Below are 23,990 nucleotides of genomic sequence, written 5' to 3'. Positions count from 1 at the left end.
GCGACGCTGCGGCCGGTGCCGGGCGGCGTGAGCGGTGACCCGCTGGGCGGGTTCGAGGTCGGCTACGTCGGCCTCGACGGCATCGAGCACCGCATTCCGTTGGCTGACGCGTGGTCGGTGCGATTCGAGCGGTGCCGCCCGGCGCGGCGGTTTCCCCAGTACAAGGGGCAGAAGCATTTCCCCGGTCGGTGGTGGACGGCGACGATGGGCCATCACGTCGGCTACGAGTCGTGGCTGGAACGCGACCACCTGATGCTGCTGGACTTCGACCAGGCCGTGGTCGCAGTGGCATCCCAACCGTTCTGGCTGTTCTGGGCCAACGAGCAGGGCAAGATCCGCTCACACGCCCCGGACTACTTCGCCCGACTGGCCGACGGCGGCGCCCGTGTGGTCGACTGCCGCCCGCTCCAGCGGATCAAACCGAAGGACGCCGTGAAGTTCGCCCGGACTCGGACGGCCTGCGAGCAGCTGGGCTGGGACTACCGTGTGGTGGGCGCACTGGATGCGATCCTCGTCCGCAACGTGCGTTGGCTGGCCGGCTATCGCCATCCGCGTCACGACCTGCCAGCGGTAGTGGTCGCGCTGCGGCAGGTGTTCGCCGAGCCTGGCGGGCTGTTGGCCGGCGCGGAGGCGGCCGGTGATCCGATCGCGGTGCTTCCGGTGCTGTTCCACCTGCTTTGGCGCCACGTCCTGCACGCGGACCTGTCCACGCCGCTGCATCCGGACGCCGTCGTCAGCTCGGCGGTGGCCGGGTGACGCCGCGGTCGGTGCTGCGCCCAGGTGACTGGGTGCACTTCGACGGTGGTGAGCACCAGGTGGTGGGGCTGGCCGGGGCGTCGGTGCGGCTGCGCTCGGAGGCCGGCGGCGCCGACCAGGTGGTGCTGGCCGGGCACCTGATGGCGTCGCCCGACTTCGCGGTCGTCGAGGGGTGCCCGGCACCGGACGTGGGGCCGTTCGGGTTGCTCGACGCGTTGCCCGAGGACGTGCTCGCGGCGGCCAAGCAGTGGGAACGTCACATCGTGGAGGTCGAGACCGGGCTGCCGCCGCACGCACCGCTCGAAGCGACGCCGAGTCCCGAGTACGACCCGGCGAAGCACAGCCTGGCCGGGCGGCAGCGGGCCAAGGGCGCCGAGCTGGGCGTCAGCTACCGCACGGTCGAAAACCGGCGGCTGCGCTACGCCGCCCAGGGGCTGTGGGGGCTGGTCGATCAGCGGGCGGTGCGGACGTGGGAGGTCGCCGGCCGGGCCGACGCTCGGCTGGTCGAGGTTGTTCGGGAGGTCATCGCGGCGCAGACCGAGGCCTCGACCGGCACCCGCTCCCGCTTGATCCGCCAGGTCGTCAAACGGGTAGCGGAGATCCACGGGCCCGGGGTGGTGCCGCTGCCCGGTCGCAGCGCCTTCTACGAGCTGGTCGACCGGCTCGCCGCTGGCAAGCACACCTTCGGCTCGGCGGTCACGCGCCGGCAGATGGCCAACCGGCCGGGCGGCGTGTTCACTCCGACGTTCGCCTCCCGCCCGGGTGAGCAGGTGCAGATCGACTCCACCCCGATCGACGTCATGGTGGTGCTCGACGACGGCCTGCCGGTCCGGGCCGACCTGACCATCGCCGTTGACATCGCCACCCGCACGATCTGCGCTGCCGTGTTGCGCCCGGTCGGCACGAAGGCGGTCGACGCGGCGCTGCTGCTGGCCAAGATGCTGGTCCCGGAGCCGATGCGCCCGGGCTGGGCAAACGCGCTGCGACTGTCGGCGTCGCGGATGCCGCATGCCCGGCTGGTCGACATCGACACCCGCATGCGGGAAGCCGCAGCGCGGCCGGTCATCGTCCCGGACCAGATCGTCATCGACCACGGCCGGGTGTTCGTCTCGGAAACCTTCGAGCGAGCCTGCAACCGACTCGGCATCTCCGTCCAGCCGGCCCGCAAGGGCACCCCGACCGACAAGGGCGTGGTCGAGGCCACCAACGACGCGGTCAAGACCCTGTTCGCGCAGCACGTCGCCGGCTACACCGGCGGCAACCCGACGATGCGCGGTCGCGACGTCACCGGCGAGTGGACCATCGGCGAGTTGCAGGACCTGTTCGATGAATGGCTCATCGTCGGCTGGCAGCACCGCCCGCACGACGAATTGCGTGACCCACACCAGCCTCGCCGGGTGCTCACCCCGAACGAGAAGTACGCCGCGCTGGTCGCCGCCGCCGGCTACCTCCCGCTGACCCTGTCCGGCGAGGACTACCTGGAGTTGCTGCCGGTCAAGTGGAGGCGGATCACCGACGAGGGCATCCAGATCGACAACCGCACCTACAACGCTGCCGCTCTCGGCCCCTACCGGCACCAGCGGTCCGGAATGGTTGCCAAGCGTGACCGGTGGGAGGTGCACTACGACCCCTACGACGTCTCCCAAGTCCACCTACGCACCCCGGACGGCTGGATCACCGTCCCGTGGACGCACCTGCCGATGGTGTCCGCGCCGTTCGCCGACTTCACCTGGCGGCACGCCCGCCGTCTCGCCGGAAGGGGAGCCACCGAAACCCAGATCGCCCGGGTTCTCGACGACCTGCTCACCCGCGCCGAGCACGGACCGGACAAGGCGAGCGCCCGCATCACCGCCCGCACCCGCGCCGGTCAAGCCACCCACCGACCTCAACTGCCCGAGCCTGCCCCACCCTTGGCCGTCAACGAATCCACCGCGCCGGACGCTGAGGTCATCCCGTTCGGGATCTTCGACGCCGACGCCGACGCCGAAGCAGAAAAGTGGATATGAACACCGTCGCCGACGACGATGTGATCACGCCGGAGGAACCGCCGACCACCAAGGAAGGCTGGCGCCGGTTCGTGGACTACCAGCCCGAACCACCGGCCACGCCCAGCGCCGAGCAACTCCTCGCGCTGACCCGGTCGCAGCGGGCCGCGCACGACGAAGCCCGCCGCGACTACCACGCCGAACTGCCGCTGGTGAACACACCGATCATCCGACAGATGCTCGGCACCGGCCGACTACTGGTCCAGCTCAACCGGCGGCAAGTCTCCGCCCGGCGCGGCCTGATCCTGTCCGGCGCCTCCGGCACCGGCAAAACCACCGCGCTCACCCAGCTTGGCCGCACCCACGAACGTGCCGTACGCAAACGGCACCCCGACAGCCGCCACCGGCTCCCGGTTGCCTACGTCACCGTCCCACCGGCCGCGACAGCCAAAATGCTCGCCGTCGAGTTCGCCCGCTTCTACGGTCTGGAGTTCTCCGCCCGGGCCAACATGCCCGACATCGTGAACGCGGTCTGCGCCACCGCCGCCGACACCGGCATCGAACTGGTTCTGGTCGACGAGATCCACAACCTCAACCTCGCCACCCGAGCCGGCGCCGAGGTGTCCGACCAGCTCAAATACTTCGCCGAAAGGCTGCCGGCCACCTTCGTCTACGCCGGCATCGGCGTCGAGGCCGAAGGGCTGTTCGCCGGCGTCCGCGGACGCCAGATCGCCGGCCGGTTCACCCTCATCGCGTCCACCCCGTTCGCCTACGGCACCACCGAGCAGCGCACCGCCTGGCGGTCACTAATCGCCACTCTCGAAGCCATGCTGCGGCTGCACCAACACACCCCCGGAACCCTCGTCGGCCTCGATGAACACCTCTACCGCCGCACCTCCGGCATGATCGGCAGCCTCTCCCAGCTCATCCGCGGCGCCGCGATCCTGGCCATCGAGGACGGCACTGAACAGATCACCCGCGACCTGCTCGACCTCGTCCCGGTCGACTTCGCCGCCGAGAAAGCCACCCGAACATCCCCGCCACGTCCGCGCACCCGCCGGTCCGCCGGGACCGCCGCCGCGAGCGCCTGATGCACTCCCGCCTGCCCATCGCGGTCGCGCCCGCCCACCACGAAACCGCCGCCTCCTACGTCACCAGGCTCGCCAACCTGCACGGCATCCCATTCCCCGAGCTCTGGCAACAGGTCAGCCGGCCCCGCGCCACAAGCGGCGCCGCGCGACACATCGCCGCTGACCAACTCGCCGCCGTCACCGGCATACCCGAAACTCGGCTGGCCCGCGCCGTCATCGAGATCCGCCAACCCGAACCCGACTGGCAAGCCTTCCGCCACGAACCACAACACGGATGCCCCCGCTGCACCACCCGGCACCCCGGCGGCCCAGTCCGGCAACTCTTCCCGCACCACCGCTACGTCTGCACCCGGCACCGCATCTGGATCGGCCCGCCGGACATCATCGACCAGCCCTATCCCACCCTCGACGAACTGCCCGAGATTGTCGCCGCGCAGCGCGCGCACCTGCGGCTCCTGCACCGCCTTGGCCCGGCCGCTACCTACGACGCCGTACTCACCGGCTTCCTCATCTGCGGCCACCGGTGGGACCAAGACGCACACCACCCCGACGACGCCCTCCTCTGGGGCGAACGAGCCGCCGAACTCATCCCGCACGGCACCGAGGAAACCACCTTCAGCACCTCCCGGCTGTTCGCCGCGACCTACCCCGAAGCCGTCAAGATCGCCGCGCTCGTCGGCTCGCTGCACTGGCGCCGCCTCGCCGCGAGCGACCCGGTCGGGCAACACCGCTTCGCCTCCGAGATCGGCCGTCGACTCGGCCAGCCCGACTACCGGCCGAAGGTCGCCAAGGACCCGATCGCCCACTGGATCGACGACGACTGCTGGCGACCACCCAGCCTGCCCCGAACCACCTACCGCACCCAGCGCGGCTTCGGCGGCCACACCATCCCCAAGGCCAACCAGCACAGCATCGACCGGCACCGACGCAGCGCCCGCTGGTTCGCACGCAACCGCCGCGGCGGCCGCGGCATCCTCTACCACCGCCACGTCGGGCCCGTCCTCGCCCGCGACTGGTCACGTCGTATGGAACTGTTCATCGGCACCGTCGACGCGAGCGCCGAAGCAGCCGCCTTCCCCGACCCCGACACCCCGGCCACCAACGTCGGTGACACCACCGCGCCCGTCATCGCCGACTACAAAAGACCAACTGCGGTGCAGTCCGACTACCTCGACACCGCCATCAACCCCGCCCCCTGGCCGACCCGCGACTCGCCACCAGAACCACGCGGAGGACGACCGCTGCTCGGACACGAACGCAAGGTCTTCCTCACCGCGCCCGGACACTGACCTCGGCGTCCAACCGCAGCCTACGATCTCGACATGCAGCGGCTGGCGCTCTTCGACCTGGACAACACGCTCGTCAACCGCAGCGCGGCCTTCCGCACATGGGCCCACGAGTTCGTAGCCGACCACCACCTCGACGACGCCGCATTGACCTGGCTCCTGGAAACCGACGCCCGAACCTCCGGCACGAAAGGCCCCTTCTTCCACGCCGTCCGGGAGGCTTTCCGCCTCGATCAAGCTGCCGACGAACTCTGGCAGCAATACCGTCAGCGCATGCCGGAACTGGTTGCCTGCCGCTCACACGATCTGGAAGCGCTACGCCTGCTGCGCGCCACTGGCTGGCGGATCGGGATCGTCACCAACGGCATGACCGACAACCAACACGGCAAGATCCACCGCGCTGGCCTCAACACACTGGTCGACGGCTGGTGCATCTCCGACGAAGTCGGCATCCGCAAACCCGAACCGGCGATCTTCAGCCTCACCGCGCAGCGCTGCGGCACATCGCACGGCGGCTGGATGATCGGCGACGACCCGATCCTCGACGTCGTCGGCGGACGACGCGCTGGATTGCGCACCATCTGGCTGCAAACCGGGTCGACGTCGCGGCCCGAGGACCAACCAGGACCCGACAACACCGTCGCCACCGTCGCAGACGCCGTCGAAGTCCTCTTCTACGGGGCGGGATGACACTATGCCCGCCATGATTCTCTGGATCAACGGCGCCTTCGGCGCAGGCAAGACGACGACAGCCAGCCTCGTGACGAGACGGCTGGACGGCGCCAAGGTCTTCGACCCCGAGTACGTCGGCTACATGTTGATGCCATTCGTCGAGTCCCCGACCGGTGACTTCCAGGACCTCCCGCTCTGGCGTCACCTCGTCATCCAGACGATGACGGGCCTTGCCCAGCAGCATCCCCACACCTGGGTCGTCCCGATGAGCCTGATCAACGTGGCCTACCGCATCGAGATCTTCGACGGCATCCGGGCCGCCGGCGTCGACCTCCGCGAGGTCATCCTCCGCGTTTCGGAGCAGCAGCTACGCAACCGCATTGACGATGACCAAGTGGAAGCGAAGGCCCGCCAGTGGCGACAAGACCATGTCACCCAAGCGTTGACGACATTCGCCTCGCTGACCGACGCTCACTTCATCGACGCGTCTCAACCGCCAGAACAGGTCGCCGAGGCCGTGGTATCACACGTTCAGCGACAACCCTAACCGAAAAACCACAAGGTAGTTCCGGACGATCGCATCGCGCACCGTCCGGAACTACCTTGTGAGTCACTGGTCAGCGCCTTGATCATCCGCAATCCTCAACCGGACGCGACAGCCGCCAAGTGTCCGGTCCGCAGCAAAGTGGCACCGTCCGGAACGGGTTGGCACCGGCGTGGCACCGCCGCAGTGCACACCGCCTGCTAACGTCACCCAGGTGAATCCGTGGTGGAGAACAAGCGTTCTACCGCGACAGCAACACCGGGCAACAACGGCGACACCAGGATGCTTCCAAGGCCCTGAACATCCCGGGTACCATCACGCAGCATCCGGGTGACGGTCGATTGCTCGACGCCAACATTCCACACTTCAGGCGCGTAACGATGCCAAGCACGCACCATGAACTCAATCTTAGGGCCAACAGTCTCGGCGATCACAACAACAACGAAGGGTGAATCGCCAGATCCCTGCCGAGCCTGCACGTCGATCTCGCAGTACGCCGCAGAGTCCTCGTCGAACCAGTACTGTGTCCTCTTCTCACTCACGTTTAGCGACGGCGACACCTGCGCTCGCAGAGTATCGCGCAGACGCTCGACTGGTTGCTGTTCCCAAAGGACCATGCCGGGAACATAGATCAAGACCGGCTGACCCGCACCCACATTGCGCCTCGCCGTCAACCCCGGCCGATGGACGTGCCGAGGCCACAGCCCGGCACCGGCCCCAGGAGGTGTCCCGTCTCCGGCAAGGTTGCACGGTCCAGGGAGCGTTGGCACGCGGTTGGCACCGTCCGGTTAGGACAGCCCAAGGATGTGGTGGTAGTTCCGCCTGTATCGCTCGACGAACGGCTCCTGCAGTCCTCGTACCGCGACCGGCCGGCCGACCTTCCCGACGACCGCGCCTTCGAGGTTCTCCCAGACCACTTCCGACTCGTCGTTGTAGTAGTCGATCACGTAGTTCGCGACTATCTTCGGCTCGCCGTCGACGTCCATCGCCCAGTACTGATGCTGGTAACCGAGGGCGGTGAGGTCGTCGGCTCCGCCGACGTAACCGGCGAAGCACGTGCCCAGCCCGGCTGTCTCGTATTCCGCGACCAGGATCAGCGGACGGCGTTGTGGGGTCTCCGCCCTCGCCGCGATCTCGGCGAGTTCCTCGGACGGCAGACCGGGCGGTCGCATGAACGGGGACGTCATGGTCGTGCCCGGCGGGGCGTGCATGAAGCTCTCCGACCAGGCGATCCGCTGCTCGAGTTGCTCGTCGGACTCTGTGAGGTCAGCGACGTCCTGCTCGTACAGGGCGGTGAGGAACTCCAGGAAGAAACTCACGGCTTCGTCGATGTTCACGTCAGCTCACTGCCCTTCTCACGAAAGCCACTCGTCAGCTCCGATCTTCGGAGGGTGGAGGAACGGCTCCCGCCGCCAGCTTTCATAATTTACCTGTACGCCGTTTTGCTCCACCCTCCGGATCAGAGGTTGGATCCGACCCGCCGACCAACCAGCGCCACGGGAAGTGCCAGGTTGAGCCGGACAGTCCCCGGACCCGCCGTCCGGATCAAGTTGGCACCGCCGCAGGTCATGGACGACTGCTGGTGACAGGTTGAACCGGACAGGACACCAAGTGTCGCGTCCGCCCGAACCTTGCGACTGTCCGGATTACCTTGCTAGTGATCCTGCGAGCCGTCGAAGATGGTGCACTTACCGTGGCGTGACCGTCATGTATCCGGCCGATACTGTGACGTCGAGGTTCAACCCGTGCAGGAGGGTGGATCATGCTGCTCTGGCCAATTCGCTGGCGGACGCCGCGCGCGGCGATCGACCTCGGTGACCGCCTTTCGAGCCGCGGCGACCTGGACGGCGCGCTGCGGGCATTTCAGCGGGCGATGGACTCGAACGACTACCACTGCCGGCCCGGTGGCGCCTGGTGGATGGCCAACCTGCTAAAACGCCAGGGGGACCGGGACGCAGCCCAGGCGTGCTACCAGCGAGCCATCGACTCCCGGCACGAGGCATGGGCGCCGCGTGCCGCGACCGACCTTGCGGACATGTTGATCGAGCAGGGCCACACCGCCATGGCTTGCTCCTACTACCAACTCGCGATCACCTACGGCGACCCGGCCAATCCCGACTCCATTTGGGCCCGCCGTGCCCAGGAACGGCTTGACGCGTTGCTGGCCCGACCGGACGACTGACCGTGCCGGCGAACCGGCTCACGCGGTCTGCATCGACGATGGCGCAGAATCCCTCGTCGCGGTTGTCGATCTTCCGGGCGAGTCGCCGGCGGTGCCGGCTCGTAACTGTTCGGGGAGCGGATCGTCGGTCGCGGTCGAATGATCGCAGTCGGCCGGCATGCGCGCGGACGGCATCGTCGTCGTGGTCCTGATACCGGCCCCGGTCAAGGGGTCGGAATGGCCACCGCCTTGGCACGGATCTCCGCCGCCCGGGGGTCTTCCAGTTCGTCGAACATAGATGCTGCGGCCTGCCACGCCCCGCATGCCGCTTGGTTGTCGCCCATCGCCTGGTGGGTGTCGCCGAGATGGTCGAGTGTGTGGGCCTCGTGGAGCTGGTCGTCAACCTCGCGGAGCAGTTCCAGGGCGTGCCGGTAGCTGTCCACCGCCTGGTCGTGCCGGCCCAGGTGGTGGTAGGCATAGCCAAGGCTGTCCCAGGTCTGGCCCTCGCCGTACCGATCTTCGGTGCGCCGCAGCAGTCTGATCGCCTCCTGGCAGTTGGTCACCGCCTCGGCAAAGTCGCCGATCAGCGCCTGGTACCAGCCGACCGAGTTGTACGCGTACGCCAGTCTGGCCTGGTCGTCGGTGTCGCGCAGCAGGTCGCGGCTGCGGACGGCGTGCTCCAGGGCGTCGCGGGGGCGTCCCTCGAGTTCCAGAGTCAGGCAGAGGCTGCGGTGACAGCGTGCCTGACCGATCCGGTCACCCAGCTCCCGGTACAGCTCGAGCGCCTGGCGGGCGTGGTCGCGGCTGTCGTCGTACCGGTGCGACCGTCCGTAGGCGCTGATCAGTTCGCGGTGGATCCGGGCCAACCACGCGCGGTCGCCCAGTTGGCCGGCGGCAGCCAGCGCGGTCCGCAGCCCGGCCAGCCACTCCTGCCAATGGCCGCGCAGGCGCTGAAATCGTCCGACCACCCAGCCGAGGTGGCGGGCCTGCGCGGGAAAGCCGTTTGCCCACGCCGCCTCGGTCGCGGCGGTGAGCACCGGGTATTCGGCGGCGCACCAGCTCCGGGCAGCAATGAGATCGACAAACTGCTCCGGCTGCACGCCGGCGACCGGCGCGGGTGGCTCGACCGGATCGCGCATCGGGTCGAGCAGCATCGTGGCGGTGTCCGCGCTGCGCGCGTAGTGGTCCAGGACCCGGGCAAGAGCCCCGTCGACCCGCGACGTGGCGGCGAGTTCGACGGCGTACGCGCGAAGCAGGTCGTGGCAGGCGAACCGGCCTGGGCGGTATTCGGTCAGCAGGTTGGCGCGGGTCAGCTCGCGCAGCAGCGCCTCGGCGGCGCTGGCCGGGACGGCGGCGAGGCTGGCCGCCGCGGCGGGCCCGATGTCCGGACCGGGGTGGACGCCGAGCAGCCGGAACATCCGGGCTGTGCCGTCTGGCAGCATCCGGTAGGACCACGACAGCACGGTGCGCACGTCGCAGGCCGCGTCGCCGGCGTCGAGAGCGTCGAGAGGGCGGCCGAGTTCTGCGGCGAGCCTCCGCAGCGGCACCCCGTCGGCGACCGCCCGCGCCGCGGCGACGGCCAGGCCGAGTGGGAGACCGCCACAGCGATCGACGATCTGGTCGATCGCGTCGGGGTGCGCGGCGACCTGGTCGGGGCCGAGCCGGGCGGCGAGTACCTCGGTCGCCTCCGGGATGGACATCACCGCGAGCCCGATCGGCCACGCACCGTCGACGGCGACCAGGCCGGTCAGCTGGTTCCGACTCGTGACGATCACCACGCAGCCCGGTGAGCCGGGCAGCAGCGGGCGCACCTGCGTGGCGTCCACGGCGTTGTCGAGCAGGACCAGCACCCGCCGGGTGGCCAGCAGGCTGCGGTAGAGGGCGGCCCGTTCGTCCGCTCCGGCCGGGATCTGTGCGACAGGTACGCCGAGCGCGACCAGGAAGCCGTGCAGTGCGACGGCGGGTTCGACCGGCGTACCGGCGGGGTCGAAGCCGCGTAGGTTGACGTACAGCTGACCATCCGGAAACTCGTTCGCCACCCGGTGGGCCCAGTGCAGGGCGACCGTCGTCTTGCCCACCCCGGCTGTGCCCGACACGGCCGCGACCCAGGTGCCTGACCGCTCCAGGAGCCGGTCCAGCCCGGCCAGCTGCTCCGTCCGGCCGGCGAACGTCGGCACGTCGGCGGGCAGCTGGCGTGGCACGGCGGGGCGGGCCGGGCGGACGCGGCCGGTGAGCGCCGGGCCCCCGCCAGCAGGTTGCGCCGGTTGACCGCGCCGCCGGTCGCGCGCGGTGCGGCGTTCGGCCACCCGGTCCCGGGCGGTGGCCAGGCTCCCCTGCTCTGCCGGGGTGGCTCCGAGCAGCCTGATCAGCGTGTCGAAACGGCTGGTCGGGGGCAGTACCTGCCCGGAGAAGTAGCCGCCGATGACACCCACGGACCATCCCGTCTTGGCGGCCAGCGCGCGGTATGTCAGCTCCGGCAGAGACTGCTCCCGTGCCTCTCTGCGGCGCAGGTGGCGCAGCGCCCGCGCCAGATCCTCCAAGGTGTCGATTTCCGACGGCACCACACGTATCCCCACCCTGCCGATAGGTCGGTCGACGTCCGCGCCCAACGATAGGGCGCGGTCTATGGCGCTCGGTTCGGCTCTATCGGATTGACGACAACGCGCCCGAGACCCTCGATGTGCTGGCGCCCGTGCCGGCCCCGGCAGCGCCGATCGCGGTGCTCGTGGGATCGCGGTGACCGCGGGCGCCGGCAAGACCACGCTGGCGGTGCGGGAACCGAGCAGGCCGGCAGGTCGGCGCTCGCCAACCGCGGAAAGCTGTCCGACGCTGTCCGACCGTGGCCGATCCACGCTGTGCGTCGGCGTTTTCGTCTTCACAATGGCCAGCGCAGTGTCCGGCGCCGGCGCCAGCCGCGCCTTCGATATGACCAGGGAGGACCTGTGAAGATGGTTCGGCACGTAGCCCTCGTCGGGGCGTCACTGATGCTGGCGACGGCCGGCGCGATCGTGGTGTCGGCATCGCCGGCGCAGGCGGCGCCAGCCTGTCCGACCACCGATCCCGGCTTTGTCATCGGCGCGAGCCAGGCCGGTGCCGAAGGCGCGGAGACCGGGACGCTGACCGGAACCACGGACGGTGGGCCGTACCGCGTGACCTGTCACTATCGGGGTCGGCACTGGGTGGCGCCAACCGGCGGCAGCCTGAGCTACGTCGGCTACTGCTACTGGAACAAGGAGTGGAACGTCGTCGGCGGGTGGAGCGCCCGGAGGAACGTGAGCTGTCCCTGACACCACGCGACCGGCTGGCGTCCGCCGTCGACGGGCGGCGGACGCCAGCGTCCACCGTGCGCTGTCCCGCTCCCGCCAGCGTGGCCGCATCGATCGTGGACCGGTTGGCGGAGGGCTCCAGGCGGCTGGAATTGTCCTTGCGGGCCGGGCCTACGGGCGCGACGATCGGCGGTTGTGTCGATCGTGGGTATGCATGCCGAGATTCCGGCCGGCGCGGTTGTCGTCGTCATCGACGTGATTCGTGCTTTCACCACGGCTGCGGTCGCCTTCGAGCGCGGCGTGGCCGAGATAGCGTGTGCACCGTCCGTCGAGGTCGCCCGAGGGTTGCGGCGGCTGCACCCGGACCGTCTACTGGTCGGGGAGACCGACGGGCTCAAGCCCGCGGACTTCGACTTCGGGAACTCGCCGCTGGAGATGTCGGTGGCGCGGCTCGACGGCCGGTGCCTGATCCAGGCGACATCGAACGGCACGCGAGGGCTCTCCCGGTGTCCGGACCCGGCGGCGCTGCTCGCGGCGTCGGCAGTGAACGTGGGTGCCACCGCCCGATGGATCGCGAGTAACCACGCAGGGACTCCGTACGTGATCCTCTGCACCGGCACGACCGCGGAGGACCGGGCCTGCGCGAGGTACCTGACTGACCTTCTGGACGGGGCGGCACCGCGTCCGGACGACCTGGTCGCGGGCATCATGGACGGTGCCGACGAGCACACTCGACGCTATGCCCGGCTGCCCGCGTCCGAGCGTGTCGACCTCTCCGGCGACGTCCGTTTCTGCTGCGACGTCGACCGGGCCGACTTCGCCATGGTCGGGGAGGTCCGCGAGGATCACGTCGTCCTCGCAAAGGTGCCCTGCTGACCGGTCCGCCCTTCGGCCGGACGGATCATGGAATGATGTGCCGGTGTCGCCGCCCCGCCCCGCCCGAGTCTTCCGCGCCAACGACATCCTCACCGGTCGGGTGGTACTCGACGGCTATCCGTTCCGCTACGTCGTCGTCGGTCCGAACGTGTCGATGTCGTCGCTCGTCGGAGCGGCTTTCGACCGTGCAGCCGGCGAGAACACCATGATCGACCAGGTGTTGACCGCCGTCGAGTTCCTGGAGACTCGGGGCTGGGAGCTGGTGAACATGGACCAGGGCTTTGTCGCCTGCCTGCGCAGGGTCCGCCGCTGAGCGTCGAGTGGGCCGGCCGGCACCGTCGGCGGGCGAAGAGCCGCGCCGGGTCGCCGAGTCGGTGGTTGCCAGGTCACGGGGTGCCCGTGCCGGTGCGGAACTGCTCATCGACCATGCCCAGCAGGGCGGCGTGGGTCGGTTCGTCGGCCGCCACGACGAGACCACCCGTGCCGCTGTGCAACGGGTTCCCCCGCAGGTCGGTGAGCACGCAGCCGGCCGCCCGGCACAGCGCGATCCCGCTGGCGAAGTGCACGCTGTCCCGCAGGTGGCCGTCGGTGACGTAGCCGGCCCGCCGGCCGGCGGCGACCCAGGCCACCGCGAGGGTGGTGGAGAGCACGCGGGGCCGGAACCGCTCGGCGAAGTGCCGGTTCGCGAGCAGGCGTACGGCCCGGAAGGCGGGGTCGTTCGGGAACGGCGGATCGAGGTTGACGTCCACCAGGTGCGACTCGGCCGACGGCCGGAGGTCGGCGTCCACGCCGTCGTGGCGTACCCGGGCCCGGGTGCCGTCGGTCCAGAAGACCTCGCCGCTGAACGGGTCGGCGGTGGCCGCCGCCACCACCTCCGAACGGCACTCCGGGCCGCTTTCCGCACCGGAGGCCGAGCCGCTCCCCGAACAGGACTCCGGGCCGGACTCCGGGCCGGAACGCAGCGCGACGTTCACCGCGACCAGCATGCTGCGGGCGGCGAAGTTGAGCGTCCCGCAGAGCGGGTCGACCAGCCACTCCCGGCCGGAGCCGCCCGATCCGGTACGCCCGCTCTCCTCGCCGACGACGGTGTCGTCCGGGCGGGCGGCGCGGAGCAGCTCCACGATCACCCGCTCCGCCTCGACGTCGGCGGCGGTGGCGAAGTCGCCGGAACCCTTGTCGAACCGGGCCAGCGCGGAGCCGTAGCCGGCGCGTACCACCTCGGCGCCCGCCTGGGCCGCCGCGACGGCCAGCTCGTGATCGGTGATCGTCATACAGGCAAGGATAGGAGCGCGCCCCTCCTCGCAGGCCGGGCGGCTACTGGAGCTGGCCGACCTCGGTCACCCGGAGTACCGCCGTGCCGGCCGCGTCGGAGGCGGCGAGGTCGACCTCGGCGCTGATCCCCCAGTCGTGGTCGCCGTCGGGGTCGTCGAGGATCTGCCGGACCGTCCAGCGGTCCCGGCCCTGCTCGATCATCAGCAGCGCCGGGCCGCGGGCCGCCGGTCCGGTGCCGATCTCGTCGTACGCCTCGAAGTACGGCTCCAGCGCGTCGGCCCAGGCGTCGGCGTCCCAGCCGTCCTCGGCGTCCAGCGCACCCAGCTCGTCGTAGCGGCGCAGGGCGGCCAGCTCGACCCGGCGGAACAGCGCGTTGCGGACCAGCACCCGGAACGCCCGCACGTTGCCGGTGACCGCCGGCGGCTTGTCGTCCACCACCACGGCGGTCGGGTCGGCCGGGTTGCGCAGCCGCTCCCACTCGTCGATCAGGCTGGAGTCGACCTGCCGGACCAGTTCGCCGAGCCACTCGATCAGGTCGATCAGTTCCTCGGTCTTGGCGTCCTCGGGAACGCTCTGCCGCACCGCCTTGTAGGCGTCCGCCAGGTAGCGCAGCACCAGCCCCTCGGAGCGGGACAGGCCGTAGAAGCCGACGTACTCGACGAAGGTCATCGCCCGTTCGTACATGTCCCGGACGACGGACTTGGGCCGCAGCTCGTAGTCGGCGACCCAGGGGTGCCCGCGCCGGTACATCTCGTAGGCGGCGTCGAGGAGTTCGGCGAGCGGCTTCGGATGAGTCACCTCGTCGAGCAGTTCGAGCCGGGCCTCGTACTCGATGCCGTCGGCCTTCATCGCGGCGACCGCCTCGCCGCGCGCCTTGAACTGCTGCGCCGAGAGTATCTGCCGAGGGTTGTCCAGAGTGGACTCGATCACCGAGAGCACGTCCAGGGCGTACGTCGGGGAGGCGCTGTCCAGCAGCTCGATCGCGGCCAGCGCGAACGGCGACAGCGGCTGGTTGAGCGCGAAGTCGAGCTGGAGGTCGACGGTGAGGCGTACCCGTCGACCCTGCTCGTCCGGCTCGGCGAGCCGCTCGACGACGCCGCCGGCCAGCAGCGCCCGGTAGATCGCGATCGCCCGCCGAATGTGCTTGCGCTGCGCGGCCGGCTCCTCGTGGTTGTCGGTCAGCAGGTGCCGCATCGCGGCGAACGCGTCGCCGGGCCGGCTGACCACGTTGAGTAGCATGGCGTGGCTGACCTGGAAGCTCGACGTCAGCGGCTCCGGCTCGGCCTCGACCAGCCGTTCGAAGGTGGGCCGGCCCCAGCCGATCGAGCCCTCCGGCGGCTTCTTCCGGACCACCTTACGACGCTTCTTCGGGTCGTCGCCCGCCTTGGCCAGCGCCTTCTCGTTCTCGATCACGTGTTCCGGCGCCTGCACCACCACCGTGCCGATGGTGTCGAAGCCGGCCCGCCCGGCCCGGCCGGCGATCTGGTGGAACTCGCGGGCCTTGAGTAGCCGGGTCTTCACCCCGTCGTACTTCGACAGGCCGGTGAACAGGACGGTGCGGATCGGCACGTTGATCCCGACGCCGAGGGTGTCGGTGCCGCAGATGACCTTGAGCAGCCCGGCCTGGGCCAGCGTCTCCACCAGCCGCCGGTACTTCGGCAGCATGCCCGCGTGGTGCACCCCGATGCCGTGCCGGACCAGCCGGGACAGCGTACGCCCGAAGCCGGCGGTGAACCGGAAGTTGCCGATCGCCTCGGCGATCATGTCCTTCTCGGCCCGGGTGGCGACGTTGACGCTCATCAGCGCCTGGGCGCGTTCCAGCGCGGCGGCCTGGGTGAAGTGCACCACGTAGATCGGCGCCTGCCGGGTGGAGAGCAGCTCCTCCAGGGTCTCGTGCAGCGGCGTCATCGCGTACGAGAACATCAGCGGGACCGGCCGCTCGGCGTTGCGGACCAGTGCCGTCGACCGCCCGGTTCGCCGGCTCAGGTCGTCCTGGAAATGGGTGACGTCGCCAAGCGTGGCGGACATCAGCACGAACTGCGCCTGCGGCAGCTCGATCAGCGGCACCTGCCAGGCCCAGCCCCGGTCCGGCTCGGCGTAGAAGTGGAACTCGTCCATGATCACCATGCCGACGTCGGCCCGCTCGCCGTCCCGCAGGGCGATGTTGGCGAGGATTTCCGCCGTACAGCAGATGATCGGGGCGTCCTCGTTGACGCTGGCGTCCCCGGTCAGCATCCCGACGTTCTCGGCGCCGAAGATGTCGCAGAGCGCGAAGAACTTCTCCGAGACCAGCGCCTTGATCGGCGCGGTGTAGAAGCTGACCCGGTCGGCCGCCAGGGCGGCGAAGTGCGCACCCGTGGCGACCAGGCTCTTGCCGGAGCCGGTCGGGGTGCTCAGGATCAGGTTCGCCCCGGAGACGATCTCGATCAGCGCCTCCTCCTGGTGCGGATAGAGGCTCAGGCCACGCTCCTGCGCCCACCCGGCGAACGCGTCGAAGAGGGCGTCGGGGTCGGCGCTGCCCGGCAGCTGGTCGGTGAGCGTCATAGCCGGTCCATGGTGCCTGGCCCGGCTCGGCAACGCCAATCCGCTCCCGAGCCCGAGGTGTAAGGAAGGGGCCCTTCTACAACAGAAAGCGATATGCGGGGGCCCTTCCTCACACCTCAGCGGCGGCGGAAGATCAGGTCGTGGATCGGGCGGCCGGCCGCCGTCCCGCGCCGCTCGAACTTCGTCACCGGCCGGTGCGCCGGGCGGGGCGCGAAGCCGGGGAACAGGTTGACCAGTTCCGGGTCTGCGGTCAGGGTGTCGCGCATGCTCTCGGCGTACTCGGGCCAGTCGGTCGCGCAGTGCAGGACGCCGCCGCGAACGAGCCGGGAGCGCAGCAGCGCGACGTGCGCCGGCTGGACCAGCCGGCGCTTGTGGTGCCGCGGCTTCGGCCACGGATCGGGAAAGAAGACGTGTACGGCGTCGAGCCGCTCCGCCGGCAGCAGGTAGCGGACCAGGTCGAGGGCGTCGCCGCAGGCGATCCGGACGTTCGTCAGCCCCTGCCGCTCGGTCAGGTCGAGCAGGTTCGCGATGCCCGGAGTGTGCACCTCGACGGCGAGGTAGTCCCGCCCCGGGTCGGCGGCGGCCATCGTCACGGTGGCGTCACCCATCCCGGAACCGATCTCCAGCACCACCGGTGCGGCACGCCCGAACAACTCGGCCAGGTCCAGGACGGCTCCCCGAGCCAGCGGGCCTTCCGCGACTACCGGCTCCAGCGGGCCTTCCGCGACTACCGGTTCCAGCGGGTCTTGCGGGGCGCCGGCTGTGCCGGATGGGCCAGCGGCGCCGGTCTCGACCGGTCCGCCGTAGGGGTGGCCCGGAAGTGGGACGGTCAGGCCGTAGCGGGGCCAGAGCCGGTCCAGCGCGTCCAGGTGCCGCCCGCTGAGCCGTCCCCGGCGCGGGTGGAAGGTGCGGATCCGGGCCAGCCGGCCCGAGCGCGCCGGCTCTGCCGCGCCGGCGGGCGGCATGGGATGCGCGAGCTGCGGGGCCGGCGCGGTCTGGCCGGTCTGGCCGGTCTGGCCGGTCTGGTCCTGGCTGGTGAGGGTCACGGGAAAGCCAGCGTACGCGATCGGCGCGGACGACCGCCGGAGCTACCGCCGCCCGCACCCGGATCTGACAACGGGATCATCCCGGCAACGGATCAGGCCCGGATCTGGCCGAACCAGGCCCGGACCTGGCAACGGATCTGATCGAGATCGCCCGACCGGATGTGCTCGGCGTCGACAGATGAGAGGATTTCCGCATACGGCAGGCCCCGGGGCCCGGAGCCCCGGCGCTGCCCGAGGCGCCGGGAGGGGGACCAGTGGCAACGGGGCGACGCATCGCGGTCCTCTGCGGTCTCCCGCTGACCCTGCTGCTGGCCGCACCCGCCCCGGCCCGCGCCGCCGACGTATTCGTACAGGTGAATCCGAGCACCGTCGAGGCCGGCTTCATGGTCGGCATCAAGGCGAGTTGCCGGACGAACACCCAGCCCGGCACGGTCGAGTCGCCGGCCTTCGGCAGCGTGACCGTGCAGCCGCAGGCCGGGTTCCTCACCGCGGTCGCGGCTGTGCCGGAGAGCACCAAGGCGGACACCTACCGGGTCCGGCTGAGCTGTCCGGACGGCGGGAGCGCCAGCACCAGGCTGATGGTGGTGGGCCCCACCCGCCCGCAGCGCGGGCCGGCGACCGGGTTCGGTGGCACCGCCGGGGACGACCCGGGCCGGCTGCTGGTAACCGGCGGGCTGGCCAGCACCGTACTCGGTGCCGTGCTGGGACTGGTCGCCATCCGTCGGCGGTCCCGGTCCACGTCCGCCCGCGGGACCTGACCGGGAGGAGTGCCGCCCAGATGGTCCGTACCTCCAGCGGCCGGCGTCCCTGGCTCGGCAGCCGGCGGCCGGCCGCGCACCTGCGGCACCCGGCGGCCCGGTCCGTCGGCGGGCGCCCCCGGCGGAGCATCGTCGGGCCGCTGGCGATCATCCTGGTACTCGTCGGCATCTTCGCCACCGGCGCCGGTCTGGGCCAGTCGGCGGGCGGGCCGTGGCGCTGGCTGGGCGGCGGCAGCAAGGAACCGCCCCGGGAGTTCCCGGTACTCGCGCCGAGCCGACCGGTGAAGCTGACCGTCCCGTCCATCGGGGTACGCGCCCCGGTGCACCGGGTCGGGCTGGCCGACGACGGGTCGATCGCCGTACCCGCTCTCGAACGGCACGACGAGGTCGGCTGGTACGACCGGGGCCCGACCCCCGGGCAGTTCGGGCCGGCGATCATCGTCGGGCACGCGGACACCCGGGACGGGCCCTCGGTCTTCCACGATCTGGTGAAACTCCGGCCGGGCGCCCGGATCGAGGTGACCCGGCAGGACCGCTCGGTGGCCATCTTCGAGGTCAACTCCGTCGAGCACTTCGACAAGGACAAGCTCCCGGCCGAGCGGGTGTACGGCGACTTCCGGCGTCCCTGGCTCCGTCTGATCACCTGCGGCGGCCGCTGGGTCGGCGGCGGCACCGGCTACTCCGACAACGTGATCGCCTTTGCCTCCCTGGTGGACTCCCGCAAGCCCTGACCGCCCGCCGGTCCGCCCGCCGAGACGTCGGCGGCGTGCGGGTAGCCAGCGACAGCAGCGCTCGATCACCGGCGACTCGTCTTCATCCACGTCGTGCCGCGATCGTCGCCGAGGTCGCGGCATGCTGACCCGGCACCCGGCAGCGCCCCGGACTGGCCGGCGGGAGGCGCCGGATGGTTACGGGGCGCTGGGGCCGCTCGCCTGCACCACCTCGAACTCCAGCAGTGTGGCACCGGTCGCGGCCGGCTTCGGCCGCTCTCCGTTCCCGTCGGCGGGGCCCCGCGCGTGCGCCTCCCGGGCCGGCCCGGCGGCCCACGCCTGGTACGCCTCCTCGCTCTCCCACTTCGTGTACACGAAGTACCGGTCCTCGCCGGCCACCGGGCGGAGCAGTTCGAAGCCGAGGAAGCCGGGGGAGTTCTCGACCGCGCCCCGCCGGGCGGCGAACCGGCGTTCCAACTCCGCACCGGCACCCGCCGGGACCTCGATCGCGTTGATCTTCACTACTGCCATGACGTCAGCCTAGGGCAGTCACCCGGGCCGGCACGGCAGTCGTCACAGCGGGCGGGGTGGGTGGTAGCGCCAGACGCGGAGTTGCGCACCGGGAACCCGACAGGCCATGAACGGCTGGGCGGCCACGCACTCCTCCAGGGGGTACGGCAGCACGCCGAGCCGGCGGACCGACGGTCCGGCCGGGTCGATCACGCCGAACGAGGTCTGTCCGCCGGCAGGGTTCGACTGGAGTACCAGCGGCGGCTGGTCCGTGCGGAGCGGAATTTCGTCGGGCCAGGTGGAGTCGTCGGTCAACCGCCAGCCGCCGAGTTCGGCCACGGTCCGGCCGGTCCGGGTCTCGAAGACCCGGCGAAGTGCGGTCCGTTGGTCCATCTCGACCAGCCACGGGTCGAGGGCGAGCAGCCGCAGCGGCCCGGGCAGCTCCCACCGGGTCTCGCCGGTGGCCGGGTCGAGCGCGCTCGTCCCGATGTCCCGGGCCTGGCACAGCAGCGGCCCGCAGCGCTCGACGAAGTCGCGCGTGCCGGTGAGCGTGCGGCTCCACCGCCGCTGCCACAGATCTGCCGAGTACGCCGTCACGACCTGCCCGGATCCCGACTGCGCCACCGTCACGACGGTCTCGCCGATCCGTTGCACCAGCCCGAGTTCGCCGCCCGGCCAGTCGAGCCGGTGGTTGACCCCGCCGGAGAGCAGGTCCCGGACCTCGACGGCACCGTCCGGCGACGAGGTCAGCAACACCGGCGGCTGCCTCTCGGATGCCTCGACCAGGCGGACGCTGTCGAGCCGGGGCAACTCCCAGCGAAGCTGACCGGTGTCGAGGTCGAGCCCCCGGACGATCAGTTCGATCGGCGGCTCGCTGTAGGCATGCCCGTCCGACCCGAAGTAGACCTCGCCGCCGCCGTCGACCTGGGCGGGCCGGATCCGTGCCTCCGGCCGGAAGACGTCGTCCAGGACCAGCGCTGTCGGCGCGTCGGGCAGCAGCAGCGAGCGGTACGGTAACGACCAGCGCCGGTGCCCGGTCCGCAGGTCCAGCGCGGTGGTCCGGGGCGGTGCGCCTTCGGCCACCTTCTCGAAGACCAGCAGCAGCCCGCCGGCCCGCCTCGGCCCGAGACGGTTCTCGTCGAGGGCGTAGTCGGCGGACCAGAGCTGGCGCCGCCGTGTGAGGTCGTAGCAGACGATCCGGTGCTTCGCCTGGTCGGTGGGGTCGATCACCGAGGTGGTGAGGAGCAGGCCGTCGGCCAGCATGTAGGTGTCGGCCGGACCGAGCGGTGCGGCGTGCACCTCACGCAGCGCTGGCTCCGGGGACCGGGCGGCGCCACCGACGCTGAAGGCGAGGATCCCGGCGAGGATCGCCCCCGTGATCCGCCAGCGGCGTACCCGCAACTCGCGGGGTGGCCTGGCGGGTGCGGCCGGCGGCTCGTAGCGCTCGGTGCCGAGGTCGATCACCACGTCCGGCTGTCTTCCATCCGCTCCCCGCTCCTGGCCCACGCCGTGCCGGGAACATTATTCGGCATCCCCGCCGGCCGGTTCGACCTCCGCGTCCAGCACGATCGGGGCGTGGTCGGACGGGCCCTTGCCCTTGCGGGCCTCCCGGTCCACGTACGCCGAGGTGACGCGGGCGGCGAACGGCTCCGTCGCGTACACCAGGTCGATCCGCATGCCCTTGTTCTGGTGGAACATCCCGGCCCGGTAGTCCCAGTAGGTGAACGGGTGCGGGCCCTTCATCGGGGTCGGCACCACGTCGACCAGGCCCAGGGCGCGCAGGTCGGCCAGGGCCTGCCGCTCGGCCGGGGTCACGTGCGTCGAGTCGACGAAGAGCGCCGGGTCCCAGACGTCGGCGTCGGTCGGCGCCACGTTGTAGTCGCCGCAGACCGCCAGCGGCAGCCCGGTACGCAGCTCGGCGGCGAGCGCGTCGCGCAGCACCGCCAACCAGGCGAGCTTGTACTCGTAGTGCGGCGAGTCCGGGGTACGCCCGTTCGGCACGTAGATCGACCAGACCCGCAGCCCGGCGCAGGTCGCCGAGATGGCCCGCGCCTCCGGCTCGGGGAACCCGGGCTCGTCGGCGAACCCGACCGCGACGTCGGCCAGACCGACCCGGGACAGGATCGCCACCCCGTTCCACCGCCCGTCGCTGTGGCTGGCCACCTCGTAGCCGAGCTCGCCGACCTCGTCGGCCGGGAACGCGCCGTCCGGACACTTCGTCTCCTGGAGGCAGACCACGTCCGGCTTCGTGCCGGCGAGCCAGTCGAGCAGCCGGGGGAGCCGAGCCTTCACCGAGTTGACGTTCCAGGTCGCCAGTCGCATCTGCCCAGCCTGCCCGATCGGCACCCGGAACGCAGGTAGCCGGGACGCGCGTCCGGGTGCCGGGTCGGCGGCATGTTCCGCCGTCAGCTGTGCTGGCGTCAGGTGCCGGGGTTCTCGCCGGGGCGGCCCTGCTCGGCGAGGAAGCGCTCCAGTTCGGCACCGAGTTCGTCGGCGGTGGGCAGCGGCCCGTTCTCGCCGGCGAGCAGGTTCGGCCCGCCCCGTCCCCGGGTGAAGGCGTCGTACTGCTCCTCCAGCGCGTGTACCAGCGAGGTCGCCTCGTCGGTCTGCGCCACCTGCCGGTCGATGTCCTCGCGTACGGCCTCGGCGGCTGTCCGCAGCGCCTCGGTCGGCAGCAGCAGCCCGCTGGCCCGGGAGACCGAGGTCAGCAGCAGCTCCGCCGCACCCGGGTACTCGGTCTGGGCCACGTAGTGCGGCACGTGCACCGCGAAGCCGACCGCGTCCCGGCCCTGCTCGCCGAGGCGGAACTCCAGCAGGTTGCCGGCGCTGCCGGGGACCTGGATGCGTTGCAGCCACGACTCGTAGCCGGTGATCAGCTCCGGTCGGGTGGCGTGCGCGGTCACCCCGGTGGGGCGGGTGTGCGGCACCGCCATCGGGATGGCGTTCAGCCCGATCGTCAGGCGTACGCCGAGGCGCTGGATCAGGCTGGTCAGGGCGGCGATGAACCGTTCCCACTGGAAGTCCGGCTCGGGGCCGGCGAGCAGCAGGAACGGGGTGTCGTCGTCGTCGCGCAGCAGGTGCAGTTCGAGCTTCGGCTGCTCGTAGTGCTCCCAGTGGTCCTCCACGAAGATCATCGTGGGTCGCCGGGAGCGGTAGTCGAGCAGTTGGTCGACGTCGAAGGTGGCGATCGTCCGGGACTCCAGGGCCGACACCAGGTGTTCCCTGGCCAGCCGGGTCGCGTTCCCGGCGTCGACGAAGCCGGAGAGCGCCTGGATCAGCACCGGCTGACCCAGCTCGGGCAAATCGTCGGTGAGCTCGTAGAGCTCGTTCGGGTCGAGCACCGGTCAGGACCTCCTCGGAGTACGCCGGGACGCGCCGTCAGCGACGGCGTCCCCGATGTAGCAAACGCTGCCGCTATCTTGGTCCATTCCACCGAGCCAGTCGGCAACCCCTGCCAGCATCGTGGCCCGGACCTCCCGCGGCGCGGCGGACGCCTCGACCGAGGAGCGGGCCAGGGTGGCCAGTTCGGCGTCGGTGCAGCCGAGTACCTCCCGGGCCAGCACGTACTGGTCCAGCAGGTCCGTGCCGAACAGCAGCGGGTCGTCCGTGCCGAGCGCCACCGGCACACCGGCGTCGAGCAGTACGCGTAGCGGGGTGGCCGCCAGCCCGGCGGTGACTCCGAACGGCGGGTATGAACTGGGACACACTTCCATCGCCACCGACCGCTCGGCCAACAGGTCGAGGGTGGCCGGATCGGTCGCGGCGGTCAGCCCGTGCCCGACCCGGTGCGCGCCGAGCAGCGTGACGCAGTCCCGGACGTGCCAGGCCGGCTCGTAGAAGCCGCTGTGCGGCACGGCCAGCAGCCCGGCCCCGGTCGCCGTGCGCATCGCCGGGACGAAGTCGGCGATCCGGCCCCGTCGTTCGTCGTTGGAGAGGCCGAAGCCGACTACGCCGTGTCCGGCGTACCGGGCGGCGATCCGGGCGATCTCGTCCGCCCGGGCGGGCGGACCGGCCCAACTGGCCGCCAGCACCACTCCGGTACGCCCGCCGGCCGCCCCGGCGAGGACCGCCTCCACCACCGGCTCCAGCCCGCCCAGCCGGTCGGCGTACGCCGTCGGGTCGACCTGGATCTCGACCCAGCCGGCGCCGTCGGCGACGTTGTCGGCGGTCGCCTCGGCCACCACCCGGCTCAGGTCCTCGGCGGTACGCAGTGCGGCCCGGGCCAGGTCGTAGCGGCGCTGGAACGCGGCCCAGCCGTGCAGCGTCCCGGGCGGGAGCGGCTCGGGCAGCGGCAGCCCGTACCGGTCCGCCAGTTCGGCCAGCGTCTCCGGGCGCATCGAGCCGGTGAGGTGCAGGTGCAGGTTGGTCTTCGGCAGCAGACGGAGGTCGTGGTGCGGCAACGGGTCCGGCTGCCCGGGTCGATTCTGCTGCGGTAGTGGGTCGGTGGCCGGTGCCATAGTCCACGGTCTCACGACGGCGGCGGGTCCGGGGAATGGGCGGGGGTCCGGGTGGG

The 23,990-nt window shown here is 70.9% G+C and carries 23 protein-coding genes; 12 read left to right on the top strand and 11 right to left on the bottom strand.

Annotation, left to right across the window (positions count from 1 at the left end; genetic code table 11):
• Positions 1–15: 15 nt before the first annotated feature.
• The 6 genes from O7626_RS21265 to O7626_RS21240 are packed head-to-tail and all read left to right on the top strand — an operon-like array spanning position 16 to position 6,337.
• Entirely contained in the window at positions 16–756 is a 741-nt protein-coding gene (locus O7626_RS21265) for a TnsA-like heteromeric transposase endonuclease subunit (protein WP_278062892.1), read from the top strand.
• Positions 753–2,762, top strand: coding sequence for a Mu transposase C-terminal domain-containing protein (locus O7626_RS21260; RefSeq protein ID WP_278062891.1), 2,010 nt, complete (start codon positions 753–755; stop codon positions 2,760–2,762). The genes O7626_RS21265 and O7626_RS21260 overlap by 4 nt, the downstream gene beginning before the upstream one ends.
• On the top strand, positions 2,759–3,832 hold the full coding sequence (locus O7626_RS21255; RefSeq protein WP_278062890.1) for an ATP-binding protein: 1,074 nt from the start codon (positions 2,759–2,761) through the stop codon (positions 3,830–3,832). The genes O7626_RS21260 and O7626_RS21255 overlap by 4 nt, the downstream gene beginning before the upstream one ends.
• A complete protein-coding gene (locus tag O7626_RS21250; protein ID WP_278062889.1) occupies positions 3,832–5,121 on the top strand; it encodes a TniQ family protein in 1,290 nt (429 codons plus the stop codon). Before O7626_RS21255 ends, O7626_RS21250 begins: the two co-directional genes overlap by 1 nt.
• 33 nt (positions 5,122–5,154) lie before the next feature.
• Positions 5,155–5,808, top strand: a complete 654-nt coding sequence (locus tag O7626_RS21245) for an HAD family hydrolase (RefSeq protein WP_278062888.1) — start codon at positions 5,155–5,157, stop codon at positions 5,806–5,808.
• Between the two features lie 13 nt (positions 5,809–5,821).
• Entirely contained in the window at positions 5,822–6,337 is a 516-nt protein-coding gene (locus O7626_RS21240) for an ATP/GTP-binding protein (RefSeq protein WP_278062887.1), read from the top strand.
• A 203-nt stretch (positions 6,338–6,540) separates the two neighbouring features.
• Here the strand turns inward: O7626_RS21240 and O7626_RS21235 are convergent, their stop codons facing one another.
• Entirely contained in the window at positions 6,541–6,951 is a 411-nt protein-coding gene (locus O7626_RS21235) for a hypothetical protein (RefSeq protein ID WP_278062886.1), read from the bottom strand.
• Between the two features lie 171 nt (positions 6,952–7,122).
• On the bottom strand, positions 7,123–7,671 hold the full coding sequence (locus O7626_RS21230; RefSeq protein WP_278062885.1) for a hypothetical protein: 549 nt from the start codon (positions 7,669–7,671) through the stop codon (positions 7,123–7,125).
• 425 nt (positions 7,672–8,096) lie between these two features.
• Between O7626_RS21230 and O7626_RS21225 the strand changes: the two genes are divergently transcribed.
• A complete protein-coding gene (locus O7626_RS21225; protein ID WP_278062884.1) occupies positions 8,097–8,516 on the top strand; it encodes a tetratricopeptide repeat protein in 420 nt (139 codons plus the stop codon).
• A gap of 203 nt (positions 8,517–8,719) precedes the next feature.
• Here the strand turns inward: O7626_RS21225 and O7626_RS21220 are convergent, their stop codons facing one another.
• Complete coding sequence (locus tag O7626_RS21220) at positions 8,720–11,056, bottom strand: helix-turn-helix domain-containing protein (protein WP_278062883.1); 2,337 nt, start codon at positions 11,054–11,056, stop codon at positions 8,720–8,722.
• A gap of 423 nt (positions 11,057–11,479) precedes the next feature.
• On the opposite strand from O7626_RS21220, the gene O7626_RS21215 reads away from it, so the two are divergent.
• From O7626_RS21215 to O7626_RS21205, 3 genes are all read left to right on the top strand, one after another.
• The gene (locus O7626_RS21215; RefSeq protein ID WP_278062882.1) at positions 11,480–11,782 is read left to right on the top strand and encodes a hypothetical protein; all 303 of its coding nucleotides are present in this window, start codon (positions 11,480–11,482) and stop codon (positions 11,780–11,782) included.
• Between the two features lie 174 nt (positions 11,783–11,956).
• The gene (locus O7626_RS21210) at positions 11,957–12,637 is read left to right on the top strand and encodes a 2-phosphosulfolactate phosphatase (RefSeq protein ID WP_278062881.1); all 681 of its coding nucleotides are present in this window, start codon (positions 11,957–11,959) and stop codon (positions 12,635–12,637) included.
• A 43-nt stretch (positions 12,638–12,680) separates the two neighbouring features.
• Positions 12,681–12,950, top strand: a complete 270-nt coding sequence (locus O7626_RS21205) for a hypothetical protein (RefSeq protein WP_278062880.1) — start codon at positions 12,681–12,683, stop codon at positions 12,948–12,950.
• A gap of 73 nt (positions 12,951–13,023) precedes the next feature.
• Here the strand turns inward: O7626_RS21205 and O7626_RS21200 are convergent, their stop codons facing one another.
• The 3 genes from O7626_RS21200 to trmB all read right to left on the bottom strand — a co-directional run bounded on the left by O7626_RS21200 (position 13,024) and on the right by trmB (position 17,418).
• Positions 13,024–13,908, bottom strand: a complete 885-nt coding sequence (locus tag O7626_RS21200; protein WP_278062879.1) for an inositol monophosphatase family protein — start codon at positions 13,906–13,908, stop codon at positions 13,024–13,026.
• A 43-nt stretch (positions 13,909–13,951) separates the two neighbouring features.
• The gene (locus O7626_RS21195) at positions 13,952–16,453 is read right to left on the bottom strand and encodes a DEAD/DEAH box helicase (protein ID WP_278062878.1); all 2,502 of its coding nucleotides are present in this window, start codon (positions 16,451–16,453) and stop codon (positions 13,952–13,954) included.
• Positions 16,454–16,569: 116 nt separating this feature from the next.
• Positions 16,570–17,418: a tRNA (guanosine(46)-N7)-methyltransferase TrmB gene (trmB, locus tag O7626_RS21190; RefSeq protein WP_278066244.1), complete on the bottom strand. Its 849-nt coding sequence runs from the start codon at positions 17,416–17,418 to the stop codon at positions 16,570–16,572.
• 335 nt (positions 17,419–17,753) lie between these two features.
• On the opposite strand from trmB, the gene O7626_RS21185 reads away from it, so the two are divergent.
• Together O7626_RS21185 and O7626_RS21180 are read left to right on the top strand one after the other, a co-directional pair.
• Positions 17,754–18,257, top strand: coding sequence for a hypothetical protein (locus O7626_RS21185; RefSeq protein WP_278062877.1), 504 nt, complete (start codon positions 17,754–17,756; stop codon positions 18,255–18,257).
• 20 nt (positions 18,258–18,277) lie between these two features.
• The gene (locus O7626_RS21180) at positions 18,278–18,988 is read left to right on the top strand and encodes a class F sortase (RefSeq protein WP_278062876.1); all 711 of its coding nucleotides are present in this window, start codon (positions 18,278–18,280) and stop codon (positions 18,986–18,988) included.
• Positions 18,989–19,165: 177 nt separating this feature from the next.
• Here the strand turns inward: O7626_RS21180 and O7626_RS21175 are convergent, their stop codons facing one another.
• From O7626_RS21175 to add, 5 genes are all read right to left on the bottom strand, one after another.
• Positions 19,166–19,498, bottom strand: coding sequence for an antibiotic biosynthesis monooxygenase (locus O7626_RS21175; RefSeq protein ID WP_278062875.1), 333 nt, complete (start codon positions 19,496–19,498; stop codon positions 19,166–19,168).
• Positions 19,499–19,540: 42 nt separating this feature from the next.
• Positions 19,541–20,944, bottom strand: a complete 1,404-nt coding sequence (locus O7626_RS21170; RefSeq protein ID WP_278062874.1) for a PQQ-binding-like beta-propeller repeat protein — start codon at positions 20,942–20,944, stop codon at positions 19,541–19,543.
• Positions 20,945–20,998: 54 nt separating this feature from the next.
• Positions 20,999–21,799, bottom strand: coding sequence for an exodeoxyribonuclease III (locus O7626_RS21165; RefSeq protein WP_278062873.1), 801 nt, complete (start codon positions 21,797–21,799; stop codon positions 20,999–21,001).
• A gap of 98 nt (positions 21,800–21,897) precedes the next feature.
• The gene (locus O7626_RS21160) at positions 21,898–22,818 is read right to left on the bottom strand and encodes a PAC2 family protein (protein WP_278062872.1); all 921 of its coding nucleotides are present in this window, start codon (positions 22,816–22,818) and stop codon (positions 21,898–21,900) included.
• A gap of 3 nt (positions 22,819–22,821) precedes the next feature.
• On the bottom strand, positions 22,822–23,877 hold the full coding sequence (add, locus tag O7626_RS21155) for an adenosine deaminase (protein WP_278062871.1): 1,056 nt from the start codon (positions 23,875–23,877) through the stop codon (positions 22,822–22,824).
• Between the last annotated feature and the right edge of the window lie 113 nt (positions 23,878–23,990).

The organism is Micromonospora sp. WMMD1102 (assembly GCF_029626265.1).
Taxonomy (GTDB): domain Bacteria; phylum Actinomycetota; class Actinomycetes; order Mycobacteriales; family Micromonosporaceae; genus Plantactinospora.
This window is presented reverse-complemented; position numbering and strand designations above follow the sequence as displayed.